17 protein-coding genes are annotated in these 14,826 nt (G+C 56.7%); 4 read left to right on the top strand and 13 right to left on the bottom strand.

The annotated features are described in order from the left end of the window. Window positions 1–66: 66 nt before the first annotated feature. The 6 genes from FD02_RS11585 to FD02_RS00365 form a co-directional block, all read right to left on the bottom strand. On the bottom strand, window positions 67–663 hold the full coding sequence (locus tag FD02_RS11585; RefSeq protein WP_268871586.1) for a DPBB and LysM peptidoglycan-binding domain-containing protein: 597 nt from the start codon (window positions 661–663) through the stop codon (window positions 67–69). Window positions 664–902: 239 nt separating this feature from the next. After that, window positions 903–1,607 (bottom strand): Bax inhibitor-1/YccA family protein, encoded by a 705-nt coding sequence (locus FD02_RS00385; protein WP_056949824.1) that lies wholly within the window; start codon window positions 1,605–1,607, stop codon window positions 903–905. Window positions 1,608–1,666: 59 nt separating this feature from the next. Further along, window positions 1,667–2,992 (bottom strand): UDP-N-acetylmuramate--L-alanine ligase, encoded by a 1,326-nt coding sequence (gene murC / locus FD02_RS00380; protein ID WP_056949823.1) that lies wholly within the window; start codon window positions 2,990–2,992, stop codon window positions 1,667–1,669. A 127-nt stretch (window positions 2,993–3,119) separates the two neighbouring features. Further along, window positions 3,120–4,334, bottom strand: a complete 1,215-nt coding sequence (locus FD02_RS00375; protein ID WP_162255559.1) for a trypsin-like serine peptidase — start codon at window positions 4,332–4,334, stop codon at window positions 3,120–3,122. Between the two features lie 77 nt (window positions 4,335–4,411). Then, complete coding sequence (ytpR, locus tag FD02_RS00370; RefSeq protein WP_056949821.1) at window positions 4,412–5,047, bottom strand: YtpR family tRNA-binding protein; 636 nt, start codon at window positions 5,045–5,047, stop codon at window positions 4,412–4,414. A gap of 17 nt (window positions 5,048–5,064) precedes the next feature. Next, a complete protein-coding gene (locus tag FD02_RS00365) occupies window positions 5,065–5,385 on the bottom strand; it encodes a thioredoxin family protein (protein WP_054723086.1) in 321 nt (106 codons plus the stop codon). Between the two features lie 112 nt (window positions 5,386–5,497). Here FD02_RS00365 and FD02_RS00360 point away from each other — a divergent pair, with 112 nt between their 5' ends. Then, window positions 5,498–5,821, top strand: a complete 324-nt coding sequence (locus FD02_RS00360) for a hypothetical protein (protein ID WP_056949820.1) — start codon at window positions 5,498–5,500, stop codon at window positions 5,819–5,821. Window positions 5,822–5,824: 3 nt separating this feature from the next. Here FD02_RS00360 and trmB read toward each other — a convergent pair whose 3' ends face one another. The 4 genes from trmB to FD02_RS00340 form a co-directional block, all read right to left on the bottom strand. Continuing rightward, window positions 5,825–6,493, bottom strand: coding sequence for a tRNA (guanosine(46)-N7)-methyltransferase TrmB (trmB, locus tag FD02_RS00355; protein WP_056949819.1), 669 nt, complete (start codon window positions 6,491–6,493; stop codon window positions 5,825–5,827). 51 nt (window positions 6,494–6,544) lie between these two features. Continuing rightward, window positions 6,545–7,339 (bottom strand): phosphotransferase family protein, encoded by a 795-nt coding sequence (locus tag FD02_RS00350; RefSeq protein WP_054723089.1) that lies wholly within the window; start codon window positions 7,337–7,339, stop codon window positions 6,545–6,547. A 71-nt stretch (window positions 7,340–7,410) separates the two neighbouring features. Beyond that, entirely contained in the window at window positions 7,411–8,610 is a 1,200-nt protein-coding gene (locus FD02_RS00345) for an ABC transporter permease (protein ID WP_056949818.1), read from the bottom strand. Further along, window positions 8,603–9,337 carry an ABC transporter ATP-binding protein gene (locus FD02_RS00340; protein WP_054723092.1) on the bottom strand — a complete coding sequence of 245 codons (735 nt, stop codon included), beginning with the start codon at window positions 9,335–9,337 and terminating at the stop codon, window positions 8,603–8,605. Before FD02_RS00340 ends, FD02_RS00345 begins: the two co-directional genes overlap by 8 nt. 82 nt (window positions 9,338–9,419) lie before the next feature. On the opposite strand from FD02_RS00340, the gene FD02_RS00335 reads away from it, so the two are divergent. The 3 genes from FD02_RS00335 to FD02_RS00325 all read left to right on the top strand — a co-directional run bounded on the left by FD02_RS00335 (window position 9,420) and on the right by FD02_RS00325 (window position 11,198). Next, window positions 9,420–9,848, top strand: coding sequence for an HIT family protein (locus tag FD02_RS00335; RefSeq protein WP_056949817.1), 429 nt, complete (start codon window positions 9,420–9,422; stop codon window positions 9,846–9,848). Further along, the gene (locus FD02_RS00330) at window positions 9,849–10,199 is read left to right on the top strand and encodes a YtxH domain-containing protein (RefSeq protein WP_054723094.1); all 351 of its coding nucleotides are present in this window, start codon (window positions 9,849–9,851) and stop codon (window positions 10,197–10,199) included. Between the two features lie 90 nt (window positions 10,200–10,289). Then, complete coding sequence (locus tag FD02_RS00325; protein ID WP_056949816.1) at window positions 10,290–11,198, top strand: peptidylprolyl isomerase; 909 nt, start codon at window positions 10,290–10,292, stop codon at window positions 11,196–11,198. Between the two features lie 86 nt (window positions 11,199–11,284). On the opposite strand, the gene FD02_RS00320 is transcribed toward FD02_RS00325, so the two are convergent. The 3 genes from FD02_RS00320 to FD02_RS00310 form a co-directional block, all read right to left on the bottom strand. Continuing rightward, window positions 11,285–12,253 (bottom strand): 3'-5' exoribonuclease YhaM family protein, encoded by a 969-nt coding sequence (locus FD02_RS00320; protein WP_056949815.1) that lies wholly within the window; start codon window positions 12,251–12,253, stop codon window positions 11,285–11,287. 85 nt (window positions 12,254–12,338) lie between these two features. Beyond that, window positions 12,339–12,707: a YlbF family regulator gene (locus FD02_RS00315; RefSeq protein WP_054723095.1), complete on the bottom strand. Its 369-nt coding sequence runs from the start codon at window positions 12,705–12,707 to the stop codon at window positions 12,339–12,341. Between the two features lie 24 nt (window positions 12,708–12,731). Continuing rightward, entirely contained in the window at window positions 12,732–14,819 is a 2,088-nt protein-coding gene (locus tag FD02_RS00310; protein ID WP_082603251.1) for a PBP1A family penicillin-binding protein, read from the bottom strand. Window positions 14,820–14,826: the final 7 nt, after the last annotated feature.

The raw sequence follows: 14,826 nt of genomic DNA, 5'->3' as shown, positions 1-14,826 counted from the left end.
TCCTCACCTCCTACCAAACAAATTCGCAAGCCACAAAAAAATCCCCGCCGCAGCGGGGAACATGTGTTAATTGACAACGGAAACCGTGGCGGACAAGACGCCTGCGGACGGAATCTGGCTACTTGGCATGGCGACATCCAGTTGCCGCGGGTTGCTGGCGGCAAAACCACCGGTGTCATTGACGACGCGATACCAGGTGGTGCCGTCGCTCAAGACGATTTTCAACCGGGTGCCCTTAGGAAAAACGGAAAGGTTCGCCGCGACGCCACCGTAGCCCATGTTTGAGCCGAGCACGGCAGGATCGTAAAACGTCAGCTTAAACGTGCCTTGGCTCGTCGCGGTGCCCGTACTTGGCTGTTGACTCGGCGTCGTGGCGCGCGCCGTCGCGGGCTTAGCCGCTGAGGACGGCGTCGCTGTGGCTGCCGTCGTCGTGCCGGTCAAGGTCAATTTTTGCCCAACGAGAATCAAGTCGCGATTGGCGAGGTGGTTCAAGCTCACCAACGTGTCAACACTGGTGCCAGTGGTGTGGGCGATTTCAGACAGCGTATCGCCACTTTGCACCGTGGCGGTGTTGCCACTGATTGTGGCGGCGTGGGTCGGGGCAGTCGTCGCGACGGTCACGCCGAACGCGGCGGCCAGCGTGGCGGTTAACCACCAAGTCATGGCTTTAAATTTTATCATCATGTCACTCCTATATGGATTGGCTTAGGACTCATCAACACCGCTTACTATACGGGGTGAACATGACACCGCTGCACCACTGGGGCGACAAACTGCCGGAAATTTTGAGACATTGTTACGCAATTGACGCACAACCCTGACCGTCACACCTTTGAGACGCAATTGTCACAAGGCACACAATTGGTCACACAAAAACCCGAGGCACCTGCCTCGGGTTTGCGTTAGTTATTGTCGTTGCCACCGAAGATCTGGAGAATGGCGAGGAACAAGTTAAGAAAATCGAGATACAGTTGCAGCGCGCCCATGATGGCCAGCGAGTTCATGCTGACATCCAGCTGACCGCCGCTAGCCTGCATGTACATCCGCTTCAGCGACTGATTGTCCCAAGCCGTCAAGATGATGAAGACGATCAAGACCGCGTAGGAGATGAGCAAGCTCATGCCAGACGAGCCGATGAAGAAGTTCACCAGACTCATCAAGATGATGCCCCACAATGCCGTGTAGGCAATCCCACCAGCCCGCGACAGATCCGTCTTGGTGGTGCGCCCCACCACCGACATGCTGATGAACACCACCGCGGTGGTAAACAGCGCCGCTGTAATATTCGCCGCCGGATAAATCAGCCACAGACTGGCGTAGGTGAACCCGAAGGCCGCGGAAATCAACACGAACATGACGCTGGCATACGCCGCATTGGCGCGCGCCCGCTTACCGTAGATGAAGAAACTCAAGATCAACGGCAGGAACGTCATCACGTAAAACATGATCTGATGACTGCCGATAAAATTGACATATTGTTCCCGATACACATTCCCCAGGAGGGCGCTAATCAACCCAGTGATGGCAATCCCGCCACCGACAACCGCATAGACTCGGTTGAACCAACTGGCCACTCCTACTTCGTTCACAACTCGCCGCTCTTGCATCTGATCGGCTCCTTTCACCTACTAATTTATGAATAGTATAACAGCATGCAACCTGATTGTCAGTTAGACTTTGGACTGATATCTTCCAACAGGTCCTCAAACACGTGCTCATACTTTTGGATATCCCCGGCGCCCATGAAGACAAAGACAGCGTCGTGGTAATCCAGTAATGGCGACATGTCGGCTAATTCGATGACGTGGCCGTTATCGATCTTGGCCGCCAAGTCGGCCGCGCTGACGGAGCCAGATTGTTCCCGCGCCGAGCTGAAAATTGGCGTCACGTACACGGCATCCGCCGCCGATAGCGTTGTGGCGAAGTCATCGAGGTAGGCAATCGTCCGCGAGAAAGTATGCGGCTGGAACACCGCGACGACTTGTTTATCCGGGAACTTCTGCCGAGCGGCATCCAAGGTCGCCTTGATTTCACTCGGATGATGGGCGTAGTCATCGATGATGACAGCATCCGCCTCTTTTTTCTCGGAGAAGCGCCGCTTGACCCCACCAAAGCTGGCGAGTTCCTGCGCAATGAGTTCCGCGTCCAGACCCTCGGTGTCGGCCACGGCCACAACGGCTAAGGCGTTCAACACCGAATGCTCGCCGAATAACGGCACGTGGAAGTGGCCAATCAGGCTGGTGCCATGAAAGGCGTCGAAGCTCGAACCGGTGGTGGTGCGCACGACGTTTTTCGCCTGAAAATCGTCCGTATCCTTCAAGCCGTAGTAGTACACGGGCACGGTGACGTTTAGCTTGCGCAGCCACGGGTCGTCGCCCCAGGCAAAAATCGCCTTCTTGACCTGCTTGCCCTCCGTTTCGAAGGCATCATAGACGTCTTCGATGCCGGTGTAGTAATCGGGGTGATCGAAATCGATGTTGGTCATAATGAGGTAATCCGGGTGATACGCCAGGAAATGCCGCCGGTATTCATCAGCTTCAAACACGAAGAACTGCGAATCCGGGACGCCTTTGCCGGTACCATCGCCAATGAGGTAGCTGGTTTTCGCCACCCCGGTCAGCGTGTGCGCCAACAACCCGGTGGTGCTGGTCTTGCCATGCGCCCCGGCGACACCAATGCTGGTGTAGTTGGCCAACAACCGGCCTAAGTATTCATGATAGCGATAAATCTTGAGGCCTAACGCTTTTGCCGCCTTGATCTCCGGATGCTCTTCGGTGAAACTGTTACCGGCGATCACGGTGTAGCCAGGCTTTAGATTTTCCGCAGCAAACGGCAGCATCTCGATGCCCGCCGCCGCCAAGCCGCGCTGGGTAAACGTGTACTGAGTAATGTCACTGCCCAACACGGTGTGACCGAGGTCGTGCAAAATCAAGGCGAGCGCACTCATCCCTGAGCCTTTGATGCCAATAAAGTAATCTATTTCTTCTGTCATTGCGGTCCTTCTCTTCTGTCGTGGTGCCAAGGGTACGGTGATGCTCAGCCACCCGGATTGGTCACCCGACGTTTCGTCAATGCTACTATTTTAACACAGCGCTCTATTGCGTGGCGCCGGCAATTTGTTACCCCAGCGCACTGACATTCACAAAGCCCAGCCAGGTGCCACCAGGCCGCGTGTACAGCGATGCATAGCTGACCCCGTTGCCGAGGCGATACCGCGTCGCCACGTAGACCCGACGCCCGCGCCACGCGGTCGTCGTGCCTTTGCGCTTGGTCCAGAATAGATTTTGCCACCGGGTATAACCGACGCGGCGAACCACCTGCCACTGCCGGACCGGTGTGGCCTTCAGCGTTGTCACCGCCCCGCGATTGATCACCCCGCGCAATTTCCCGGTGCCGTCATACAAGGCGTCATAATAATACCCATTGGGCGCCAAATATTCTCGGCGCACCCGGTACACGGTGCCAAGGCGGGCAGTGGCGACCTTGCGTTGAAACGTGACCGTTTGCCAAATGGTCAGCGGCTTGGTGATGGTCACCAGGTGATTGGCGGCAACGCTGGTCGCCTTGGCCCGCCATTGATTCAGCCACGCCACCCAGGCTGCCGTTAACGCCACCCCTTCGTTCATCGTGCTGCTCCCCAGTGTGTGCACGACGCCGATGCGATGCGTGGTGGAAAATAAGCCGCTGCCGCTATCACCGGCAGACGTATCAAGCGTGTAGGTAGCCATGCCACCACTCACCGTCTGCAGATTGCCGGTGGCCACGCCAAGGTTGCCGCCTGCCGCCACGGCGTACCCCGCCAGCGTCACGCGCGTGCCGGCCGGCATGGCACTGGTTAACCCCAGATAACCCGTGGTTTTACCGATGGGTGTCGCCAGCTTGATGACGCCAAGATCGGCACTCGCCTTGCCTGTCGAACTGTATTGCGTCGGCACCGTCCACTGTCGGCCGCTGACAATCCCGTAAGGCGTACCGGTTTTGCCCGCACCAGGGGCGACTTGCACTCGCGTCGCCCAGCCGCCAAGGGTGCGATCATACAACACGTGGCCCGCGGTGAGGACGGTATCATTGCCAATCAAGGTCCCGGTGCCTTGCACGTCGATGTTGGCGGCCAACTTGGGAAAGTGCACCCGGATTCTGACGATCGCGCGGTAAGGGTACGTCTTCGTCGCACCGATAATCTTGCGCGTGTCTACCCCAATCACCGATTGTTGTAACGCATCCCCGGGTAACACCGTTGCCACCGGTGCTTGGGTTTCGGGAATCACATTCCCACCGGTTGGCCACCACCCACCAAGCGTCGCCAACATGATCAAGCCACTGGTCATTTGCATCATGCCGCCTGCTTTCTGGTCAAAAAAATCCGCTTCGCAAATAAATTTCGCAAAGCGGTTCATTTGAACAGATTCAATTAATTTTGGGCGGCAACGACTTGCTCGGCTAGCGTTGGGTCAAAGGCTTGGCCCGCGGGTAAGTCGTCTGGCATAATTAAGATGCCGCGCCGCTGCGGAGCGCCGGGAATTGCCAGCTCTCGCGCCGCGCACAACATGCCGTAAGAATCGACGCCACGCAACTGGCCAGGCCAAATCAATTGCCCGTTTGGCATCATGGCGCCGGGAATCGCGGCGACCACCGTTTGACCGGCGGCGACGTTGGGGGCACCGCAGACAATTTGCACCTGCTGAGCCCCAAGGTCGACTTGCGCGACTTGCAGGTGATCGGAGTCCGGATGCGGCGTCAGCTTGAGCACCTTACCAATGACCAGCTTCGGCGTGGTGTCAGCCGCCAGCTTGGTGGTAAAACCGGCCGCGGCTAACGCCGCATTTAAGCTGGCAATCTGTGACTCACTGAGGAACACCTGGCCGTCAGTTAAGCCCGTTACGCCCCACTGCGCGACATGGTGAAAGTTGAAGCCAATTGCGGTGTCCCCAGCAAAAATGCCAACGACGTCACCTTGTTGCGAGACGGTTTGGGGCTGCTGGTCCGGGCCGAGAATGGCAATCAACGTGTCCCCAAAAGCGCGCCGGTTATAACTGGTAATGAGCATGTGTTCCTCCAAATTGATTAGGCAGGGAGGCCGTTGATGAAGCTTTCAACCTCTTGCTTAGTTTTGCGGTCCTTGTTGACAAAGCGCCCAGTTTCCTTGCCATTGGCAAACGCAATAAAGCTCGGAATCCCGAAGACGCCCATGTCTTGGGCCACGTCAATGTTATCATCGCGATCAACATAAATAAAGTCGTAATCCGGGTACTCCGCCTCGATTTCAGGCATTGCCGGCTTGATGAAGCGGCAATCTGGGCACCAGTCCGCACTGAAAAATAACATCTTTTTCCCAGCGGCTTGGCTGGCCTTGACAATTTCTTCGTTCGTGTCAAATTTCTTCATGGCACATTCCTCCACTTACCTTTGATAAGAATAGTATAGCCGGCCGCTGGCACTTGTGCAAGCGCCGCTAGTCACCTATACTGCACCTATCGACGACGAAAGGATGACGCTGGTGAAATCAACGACTCGCTTATTCACGCTGGCTGCCGGCTTGGCAGCGGCCACGACTGCAGCGGCAGCTTATCTAACCACCCGCTACTGGCACCAGGTATTACCCAACCGCCTGTACCGCAAGGCGCAACTGGCGCTGGCCGCTAAGGGCCCGATCACCGGGGGCTGGATCGACCAGACCCCGCGGGCCGGCTATGTGGCTAATCATTTGGTGGCTTCCTATCACGGCGGCTTGACAGTTCTGCAGGCGGGCCGGCCGGTGACTTATGAATTCGACATTGCCGAAACCGGCGCCATCACCTACTTGGCCCGGTTGACGGCTTGACGGTTAGGCACGCGCAGGCGTGTCTTTTTTAGTGGGAAAATGCGCCACCAGTTCATAAATTCGCCCGCCGCGCGAGGCAAACTTCTGCTCATACTCGGTTTCAATGTTGTCAGTGACTCGCGCGTCGTGGTGCAGATCCAGCGCCACGAGGTCGAACGTCATGCCAAAATTGTTCATGCTGACAAGGGAATACTCGAAGAAGCCTTGGTTGTCCGTCTTGAATTGCAGGCGCCCGTCGCTAGCCAGGATCGCTTGGTCCTCGGCTAAGAAGTGCCGATACGTCAAGCGGCGCTTTTCGTGGCGCGACTTGGGCCAAGGGTCGGAAAAATTGAGGAACAGCTGGCTGATTTCACCTGGCGCAAAATAATCCGTCAAGGCCGCCCCGTCGCCGAGAATCAGCTGCAGATTCGGCAGCTGCAGCTCGACTTGCTTGCGCAAAATATACGCGATAGCGACTTCTTGAATCTCTAAGGCGATGAAGTTTTGCTCAGGATGGGCTTGGGCCATGCCGATGATGAATTGGCCCTTGCCAGATCCAACTTCTAACGCTAGGGGTTGGCTTTGAGCAAAGCGGTCCTGCCACTTTCCAATCATGCCAACCGGTCGCACTGAAATCCATTCTGGGTGTGCGGCAATTAATGGTGCCGCCCAAGGTTTGTTCCGTAAACGCATGGTGATCCTTTCTGCGGCCGAGCCGCGGCGAAACAAAACGCGTGGCCACGGTCACGCGTTGAAAGTATCCAATGGGCGCTCAAGCAGCCCTTGTAAGGCAAGTAAGTATTGGTTCATTTCCGTGTAGCGTTGCGCGTGGTAGGTGCGCGCCAGCTCACCGAGTAAGTTGACCACCCCATACCACCGCAAGCGCGCGGCTAAGTCGGCATCAGGCGGCAGGCCATACGCGGCCAGCCAAGTGCCCCATTCCGCTGTCGGCACATACGGCACCAAGACGCTGGCGAGGTCAAAGGCGCGATCGCCTAAGGCCGCCTGGTCCCAGTCCACCAGATATAACCGGTCGGTATCGGAAAGCAACCAGTTTTTGTGGTTGAGGTCGCCGTGCAACACGGTGAGGCGGCTCGGTGCAGCCGGCGCCACCGCCAAGGCGGCAATCGCCGTTTGCACCAGCGCGTGGTTGCGCAACTCCGCCGGCAGCCGCAACAACGTCCGCTCGCGCACCATCGCCGCCGTCATGACCACGCCGTTGACCTTCACCAGCATCCGCCGCAACAGCGCAGACTCATGAACCTTGGCCAAGAGTTGCGCGACTCGCGGCGAATTCATTTGCGCGCGGGTCAGCGTTTGGCCGTTCAGCCACTCCTGGGCGGTGAGGACATCACCAGTTGAAATGCGTTTGGTCCAAATCAGCTTCGGCGTGATGCCGGTCACGGATAAGGCCGCCAGAAAGGGGGACGCATTTCGTTTTAAAAAGTATTTCTCATGTGCGTGGACGCCTAAATAGGCGCCTCCTGTGGTCCCGCCAACCGGCTCGAGGGACCATCCAGGGTCGAGATCGAAATCCATACCATTACTCCTTTGGCGCATGATGGCGCAAAGCAACATGTTCCCATCTTACCCAAGGCGACCCGGCCGCGTCAAGCCTGCTTCGGCGCCAGGCGCCACGGCAAATACCAGACGCAAAACGCGAGGCTGACGCCGCCGGCCACGCCCAACACCACAAGGGCCGTCACCCAGTTGGCGACCAATGCGCCGGCGGCCAAGGCCACGCTCACGCCGCCGAGCACGCGGGCGACCAAGCGGCGAAACGCTGGCAGCCGGTCCTGGTTCGGGTACAGTTGAGAAAAGACGATTTCATCATACACCAGGTAAAACGGCAAAAGCTGAAAGCCAATCAAATACACGACGACTGCCGCCAAGATCGCCGCCAGCCACCACTGACTCGCCAGCGCCTCGACCACCGCCCCGATTAGCGCGAGGCGCAAGGTCAAGCCACTCCACTCCGTGCGCCGCAAAAACCCGCGGACATACAGGAAATCCCACAGCCGCTCTGGCCGCCGGCGCACCAATTTTGCCAGCGGATCCAACCACCGGCGCCGACTCACCCCGCTGCTTAAGCCAGGCACATCGGTGAATAAATTGTAGAAGCGATAAATTCGGCTCATGCGATGGTCTTCTTGGGCAATCATCCCGAGCCAGTCGAGTTTGGCCGGGGTGAACCAAGTGGTGAGATGCCAGCGGAATAATAAGTTGACGGCCAAGGCCAGCGCCATCGTAATGGCCGGATGCCACCACAAGCCAAGCATGATGGCGACCCATTCGCCACCCCAAAGTGCCAACCGGCCCCAGCCTGCGATTTGCGGCTGCCGGTACAAGCGCAACAGGCGCAACCATAACTCGAGGTCCTTGAATACCAAGACCGCGACCCCCAAGGTCACCAGCTGCGTCCAATCCGTGTGGTGCACCACGCCGATCAACGGCCAAGCCGCCAGCGTCGCCAACACCAAAATCGTGGCTGGCAACCACAGGCTGTACCGGCGCGCTTTAAATAAGTAGCGCGAATAGGCCTGCGTTTGCGGCAGCAAAAACGTGGCGTCGGCCGGTTCTGCCAGACTCGCCAGTCCCCCCAGTTGGCCGACTAAACTAAGCGCCAGCGCCACGAGCGGCACCAGCCACCAACTGACCGTCAAGCTTTTCAGCACCTGGCTGTAACCATACAACAAGGCCCCAAAGAGAATGATTAACACCAAGACGAAGTGGTCGTTAAACACGAGGCGCAGGTATTTCATCTGCCCGCGCAAATGGGCGCGGAGCCGTTTTCGCCACAGCTCATTCATGGGCCGCCTCCGTCATCGCCATGTAAATATCATCCAGGGTTCCTGCCGGCAGGTTAAACTGCGCCTGAAGCGCGGCCATGTCGCCGGTGGCGCGCACCTTGCCGTCTTGAAGCAACACGAAGCTGTCGGCGTATTGCTCGGCGGTGGCGAGGATATGCGTCGACATCAACACGGCGGCGCCACCCGCCCGTTTTTCCTGCACCAAATCCAACAAGTCGTGCACCGCGAGTGGATCCAAGCCGGTGAAGGGCTCGTCGATGATGAAAACCTCGGCGTCGGTGATGAAGGCCATCACAATCATGACCTTTTGCTTCATCCCCTTGGAGAAATTAGCCGGAAACCACTCGAGCTTGTTGGCCAGGCGAAACTTGGCCAGCATGGCCTCGGCGCGCTGCCAGGCCTGCTTGCGGTCCAGCGCATAGGCCATAATCGTCAAGTCGATGTGTTCGCGCAGCGTCAACTCTGGATACAGCACCGGCGTTTCCGGCACATAGGCCAAGGCGGCACGATAGCCGTCTGGGTCGCTGGCCAAGGTCTTGCCGTCGATGGCGATGCTGCCGCTCATCGGCGTCAATAGCCCGATGATGTGCTTGATGGTGGTCGACTTTCCGGCCCCGTTTAACCCGATTAACCCGACGATGCTGCCGGCCGGAACGGTAAATTCAAGTTGTTGAATCACCGGCATGGTGCCATAGCCGCCGGTCAATTGTTGAATTTCTAAGCTCATGCGCGTTACCTCAACTATTCTTTCACTTCCCTATATGATAGCATGGAACCAACTAAATTCAGCTGAGGAAAGAGGATTTACTATGGAAGACTGTATTTTTTGTCAGATTATCGCCGGTAAGATTCCAAGCACCAAGGTTTATGAAGACGACACCGTCCTCGCCTTTCTCGACATCAGCCAAGCCACCAAGGGCCACACGCTGGTCGTCCCAAAGCGCCACGTGCCGGATATCTATGCCTATGATACGGAGTTGGCCGCGGCCGTGTTTGCGCGCCTGCCCAAGATTGCCCGCGCGATTAAAGCCAGCGACCCCGCGATTCAGGGGCTCAACATCTTGAACAACAACGGGGAACTCGCCTACCAAAGCGTGTTTCATTCCCACATCCACCTCATTCCGCGGTATTCCGCAGACGATGACTTCAATATCCACTTCGGTGACCACAGCGCGCAATACGACGCCGCGGCACTGGAACAAGTGGCCGCCAGCATCCGCGCAAAGGTGGTGGACTAAATGGCCAAATTCAGCACTGGATTACTGTTCGGCGCCGTGGTCGGGACGGTGTATGGGCTGTTGACGGCCAAGCGCACTGGTCGGCAATCGCAGCAAGCCCTGACGGATTATGTCACCGGCATCGCCGATGGCACCACCGCCGTCACGGCCAGCGTGACCCACTTGAAGGAAGCCGGCCAGCAACTGCAACACACGCTTACCACCGACTTAGCGCCGGCCATGGCCGGCATTGAAGACGCGGTGAACGACTTTCAGTTTCAGACCCAGCCGCAGCTGACCCAGATTGGCGAACACCTCGATCGCATCGATGCGGCCGTCTCCGACCTGTCGCCTGACGACCCGCAAGTGTGAAACTTGTGTGAAGTTCCGGCAGAGAATTCGACATTGTGCTATATTAGAGCACGTGCGACACTACAAAACGAATTAGGATGTGGAAACCTTATGAAAAAATGGATCGTCGGTTTGGCGACACTGCTGTTAGCCACGACTTTAGCTGCTTGTTCAAGCGGCACGGTGGCCAACATGAAAGGCGCCAAGATCACCAAGGATGAGTTCTACAACGAAATGAAGGACAGCACCACTGGCCAGTCGACGTTGCGGAACATGATTGTTTTGAAAGCCTTGGAACAACAATATGGTGACAAGGTCAGCGACAAGAAGGTCACCAAGCAATACAACAAGATCAAGGCCAACTACGGTACGAGCTTCAGCTCCGTGCTGCAGCAAAGTGGCTACACGACCAAGTCCTTCAAGGAACAAGTCAAGACGTCCCTGCTTTCTGAAGTGGCGTTGAAGGACCTCAAGAAGCCAACGCAAAAACAAATCAAGAAGCAATGGGCCAAGTACCAACCAAAGATCACGGTTCAACACATCCTGGTCAAAAAAGAAAGCACGGCGAAGACCATCATCGCCGAGCTGAAGAAGGACAACTCCGAAGCCAACTTCAAGAAGCTGGCCAAGAAGTACAGCACCGATACCGCGACGGCATCCGATGCCGGCAAGATCCCGGCGTTTGACAACACCGACACGCAACTCGATGCCACGTTCAAGAAGGCCGCCTTCGCCTTGAAGCAAGGCACTTACACCACGACGCCAGTCAAGACGAGCTATGGCTATCACGTCATTCGCTCGATCAAGAACCCTGGCAAGGGCAACATGAGCGATCACACCGCCACGTTGAAGAAGCAGCTTTACACCACTTGGCAATCCGATACGACCGTCATGACCAGCATCATGAAGAAGGTCTTGAAGAAGGCGAACGTCTCCATCAAGGATAACGACTTGAAAGACGTCCTGTCGGTTTACCTCGACAGCAGTAGCAGCGCCGCTTCTACGAGCGCCGCCAACTAAGTACCAGTCCCTCGCCACCCGTTGGCGAGGGTTTTTTAATCGAAAAAATTGCGCGCCTCGGCATGTCGCCAAGACGCGCAATTTTTTTATTTGGGATCCGGATAGGTTTGTCCATTTTGCGGGCGATAAAAACGCCGGTTGTCCATCCCGAAGAGGCGCTCGGTAAACGTGCCTGGTTCGGTGTGTTGATAGGCGCCGGTCATCATGTTGATCTCGGCGTCGAGCTCATCGAGGTTATGCAAGATCTGCGCCTCGAGCAGCTCCGGGCGCACAGGCGAACCGTATTCCAGCAAGCCGTGGTGCGCCAACACCATGTGCCGCAACATCATCATGTCCTCGCCGTGAATGTCGATTTTCAACTGTCCCGCGACTTGAACGATCGCCTCGTCGACCAACACGATGTGGCCGATCAGGTTGCCTTCGATGGTGTAGTCAGTCGATACCGGCCCGGACAGTTCCATCGTTTTGCCTAAATCATGCAAAATCGCGCCGGTATACAGCAATGAGCGGTTCACACTGCTGTATTGTTCGGCCACGCTTTTGGCGAGGCGCAGAATGCTTAAGGTATGGAAGGCCAACCCACCGGCGAAGGCATGGTGCAGCGCCTTGGCAGCCGGGTAGGTCAAAAATGCCTGCTTGTGATCGCCTAAGAGCTTGCGCACAATCCGGTTCCAGTTGGCGTTGGTGATTTGGAAGATGAAGTCGTTAAGCTCCTCCCCCATGTCATCGGCGCTTTCCGGGGCGGATTCGACGTATTTGGCCGGATCGTTGCCTTCTTCTTGGGTGGCCAAGCGCATGTTATAAATCTTGACCTGTGGATTGCCTTGGTACAGCTCGCGCTTGCCGGCTAGGCGCACCACCTCGCCTGGCTTGAACTGCTCGATGTCAGCATCGGTAGCGTCCCAAAACTTCGCGGAGATATGGCCGGAAGCGTCTTGAAAATTAAAGGCGATAAACTTCTTGCCATTTTTCGCCACGCGCACTTCGGCGGACTTGATCAACACCGCCAGCTTCATTTCGTCACCATTTTGATAATCGAAGATTTGTTTTGCCATGCTTTCACCTCTCGTATTTGCCTTTAGCATACCATGAATGCCACGAAAAATCGCCACGTTCGCGTGAACGTGGCGACTGGCCAACCTAGTCCTTGGCGGGCGTCGACTGGTCGTTGGTTTGGTACAGATCCACAATCGGCTGGGCGATAACGCGGTTCAATTCGTCCATCATGTTGAAGAGAATCTGTTCCTTGGCCATCAGATCCTGCACGGGCTGAATGTTTTGCATCTTATTGCCCAGGTCTTGAATGGCAGTGATGTCGTCTTGCGTGACTTCCTGACCGCTGGCCTGCTTTTGTTGGAGCTCAGCTTGCTTACTTTGGAATTGCTGGAACAGCGCCCAGCCCATTGCGTCAAGCTTCAGCAGGTCGTAAGCCTTTTGGACTTCTTGAAACTGCTGGCTGGCCTTCAAGTCTTGAGCCATTTGGTTCGCGGTGTCGTAAATATTTGCCATGTGGCGCCTCATTTCGTGGATGTATTAGTTGCCTCCGAAAAGGCCCTTAACGTCATTGTACCATTGACTGACTTTCGATTTGGCGGTATCTAACCCATTTTTAATCCCGTCGCCAATCGACTGCCAGACGTCACCGCTGCCATCAGCACTGTCCGCTTGAACCGTTGCCTTGGCCTTGGCGTCTTCGGTGTTGAAGCTAGTGTGTGGCGAATACGGCAGCATCGCTTCCATCTCCGTCTTGAAAATTCCGGCCACGCCAGACTCGCTGGTGCCTTGCAGGAAATGGTTCGCGTCGGTGGTGGTAAAACCGACCCAAGTCGCCACTACCATGTCCGGCGTGTAGCCAACCACCCACTGGTCACGCGTCCCGTAGCCCCAGCTATCCGGAACCTCGGTGGAGCCAGTTTTGCCGGCCACCGTGTAGCCATAGGGTTGCGCCGAAACGCCCGTGCCATACTTGAACGTACCGAGCATCATGCTAGTCATCTCCGTGGCGACTTGCTTCTTCATGATGCGCTTGGCATCGACTTTAGTGTTGTCCACGACCGTTTTGCCGGTGGCATCCACAATCTTGCGAATAAAATGCGTTTGTGGCAACGTGCCGCCGTTGGCAAAGGCAGAATACGCCCGCGCCATAGTCAGCGGGGAAAACCCGGTGGTCACCCCGCCCAAGGCCGCTGCCAGGTTTTGATCCTTTTTCTTCAGTGTGATGCCGAAGCGTTGCAGGGAATCGACGCCGGTTTGGACGCCAATCTTGTTGAGCAACCACACCGCCGGCGCGTTGAGTGACTGCGCCAAGGCGTTGTACATCGGCGTCTTCCCTAGGTACTGGCCGGTGGGGTTGGTCGGCGTGTAATGATTCGTGCCGTAGCTGAGCTTTTTGTCTTCCAGCATTGAGTCATAGGAGTAGCCATTTTCTAGCGCTGGCGTGTACACCATCAGCGGCTTAATGGTTGAGCCAGGCGAACGTTGCAGCTGCGTGGCGTAATTGCTACCGAGGTAAACGTGCTTGCCGCGAGCGCCGACGACGGCCATGACGCCGCCAGTATGGGGATCCACCACAACGCTAGCGGCCTGCGGTTTAGTCCCGTCGCTGGCCGCCGCCGGAAACGCGGCGTCGTTGTCAAACGCGGTTTGCAGCTGCGTTTGGTAGGTGGTGTCCAGCGTCGTGTAAACTTTGTACCCCTTGTTGACGATATCGTCTTGGCTGATGCCATCTTGCCACGCCTCTTCGATGACAGCATCGAAGAAATACGGGTAGCGCTCCTGGGAATAAGCCGTGTAGGCGTCTTTTAACGTGAGGCGGCTGGCCTTGGCCGAGGCGGCCTGTGCCGCCGTCAGCTTGCCGTTATCCACCATCAGCCCCAGCACCAAGTTGCGCCGAGCAATGGCGTTATCCATGTGATCCAACGGGTTATAGTAACTGGGGTTGCGCAGCATCGCCGCCAGCGTCGCACCTTCACTGGCAGTCAGGGCGCTAGCGTGTTTGCCGAAGTAGCGCAGGCTGGCGTCTTCCACGCCCCACACCCCGTTGCCAAAGTAGGCATTGTTGAGGTACATCGTCAGAATGTCTTTTTTAGAGTAAACTTTAGTCAATTGCACCGCGAGAAACAGCTCCTGCGCCTTGCGCAGGAAGGTTTGTTTCTGCGACAGCAGCGTGTTCTTGGCCAGCTGCTGGGTGATGGTGCTACCGCCGCCACTGATTTGGCCGTGATGGATGATCAGCCCCAGTACCGAGCGCAAAATGCCCTTGATGGAAAACCCCCAGTTCGTATAAAACGACCGGTCCTCCGTGGAAATCACGGCGTTTTGGACCTCGGGGGAAATCTTATCGAGCTCCACATAGGTGCCTTTTTGCCCGTACAGCATCCCCGCGCGCTTGTCCTTGCGATCATACAGCGTCGTCCGTGTTTGCAGACTGCTTTTCACCGTTTGGACATCGGCGGTTTTGGCTTGGTAGGTGAACCACGCAGAGGCACACAAAATCAAGGTGAGCACCAGTAAGATGCCCCACCGAATGAGCTGGAAGCGCCGGAAGACCCAGCCCACCAAATGCCCCCCTTGCTTCAAGGCGGGCTTGATGGCTGCCCAAACGCGATTCAGGATTGTCAAGCCAACA

The organism is Lacticaseibacillus nasuensis JCM 17158 (genome assembly GCF_001434705.1).
GTDB lineage: Bacteria > Bacillota > Bacilli > Lactobacillales > Lactobacillaceae > Lacticaseibacillus > Lacticaseibacillus nasuensis.
The sequence above is the reverse complement of the archived record's forward strand: the minus strand, read 5'-3'. Positions and strand labels throughout refer to the sequence as shown.

What these genes read in the sequence shown, in the direction of transcription:
- FD02_RS11585 (WP_268871586.1), bottom strand. Translation starts at nt 663, where the DNA reads ATGACTTGGTGGTTAACCGCCACGCTGGCCGCCGCGTTCGGCGTGACC.
- FD02_RS00385 (WP_056949824.1), bottom strand. Translation starts at nt 1,607, where the DNA reads ATGCAAGAGCGGCGAGTTGTGAACGAAGTAGGAGTGGCCAGTTGGTTC.
- murC (WP_056949823.1), bottom strand. Translation starts at nt 2,992, where the DNA reads ATGACAGAAGAAATAGATTACTTTATTGGCATCAAAGGCTCAGGGATG.
- FD02_RS00375 (WP_162255559.1), bottom strand. Translation starts at nt 4,334, where the DNA reads ATGCAAATGACCAGTGGCTTGATCATGTTGGCGACGCTTGGTGGGTGG.
- ytpR (WP_056949821.1), bottom strand. Translation starts at nt 5,047, where the DNA reads ATGCTCATTACCAGTTATAACCGGCGCGCTTTTGGGGACACGTTGATT.
- FD02_RS00365 (WP_054723086.1), bottom strand. Translation starts at nt 5,385, where the DNA reads ATGAAGAAATTTGACACGAACGAAGAAATTGTCAAGGCCAGCCAAGCC.
- trmB (WP_056949819.1), bottom strand. Translation starts at nt 6,493, where the DNA reads ATGCGTTTACGGAACAAACCTTGGGCGGCACCATTAATTGCCGCACAC.
- FD02_RS00350 (WP_054723089.1), bottom strand. Translation starts at nt 7,339, where the DNA reads ATGGATTTCGATCTCGACCCTGGATGGTCCCTCGAGCCGGTTGGCGGG.
- FD02_RS00345 (WP_056949818.1), bottom strand. Translation starts at nt 8,610, where the DNA reads ATGAATGAGCTGTGGCGAAAACGGCTCCGCGCCCATTTGCGCGGGCAG.
- FD02_RS00340 (WP_054723092.1), bottom strand. Translation starts at nt 9,337, where the DNA reads ATGAGCTTAGAAATTCAACAATTGACCGGCGGCTATGGCACCATGCCG.
- FD02_RS00335 (WP_056949817.1), top strand. Translation starts at nt 9,420, where the DNA reads ATGGAAGACTGTATTTTTTGTCAGATTATCGCCGGTAAGATTCCAAGC.
- FD02_RS00330 (WP_054723094.1), top strand. Translation starts at nt 9,849, where the DNA reads ATGGCCAAATTCAGCACTGGATTACTGTTCGGCGCCGTGGTCGGGACG.
- FD02_RS00325 (WP_056949816.1), top strand. Translation starts at nt 10,290, where the DNA reads ATGAAAAAATGGATCGTCGGTTTGGCGACACTGCTGTTAGCCACGACT.
- FD02_RS00320 (WP_056949815.1), bottom strand. Translation starts at nt 12,253, where the DNA reads ATGGCAAAACAAATCTTCGATTATCAAAATGGTGACGAAATGAAGCTG.
- FD02_RS00315 (WP_054723095.1), bottom strand. Translation starts at nt 12,707, where the DNA reads ATGGCAAATATTTACGACACCGCGAACCAAATGGCTCAAGACTTGAAG.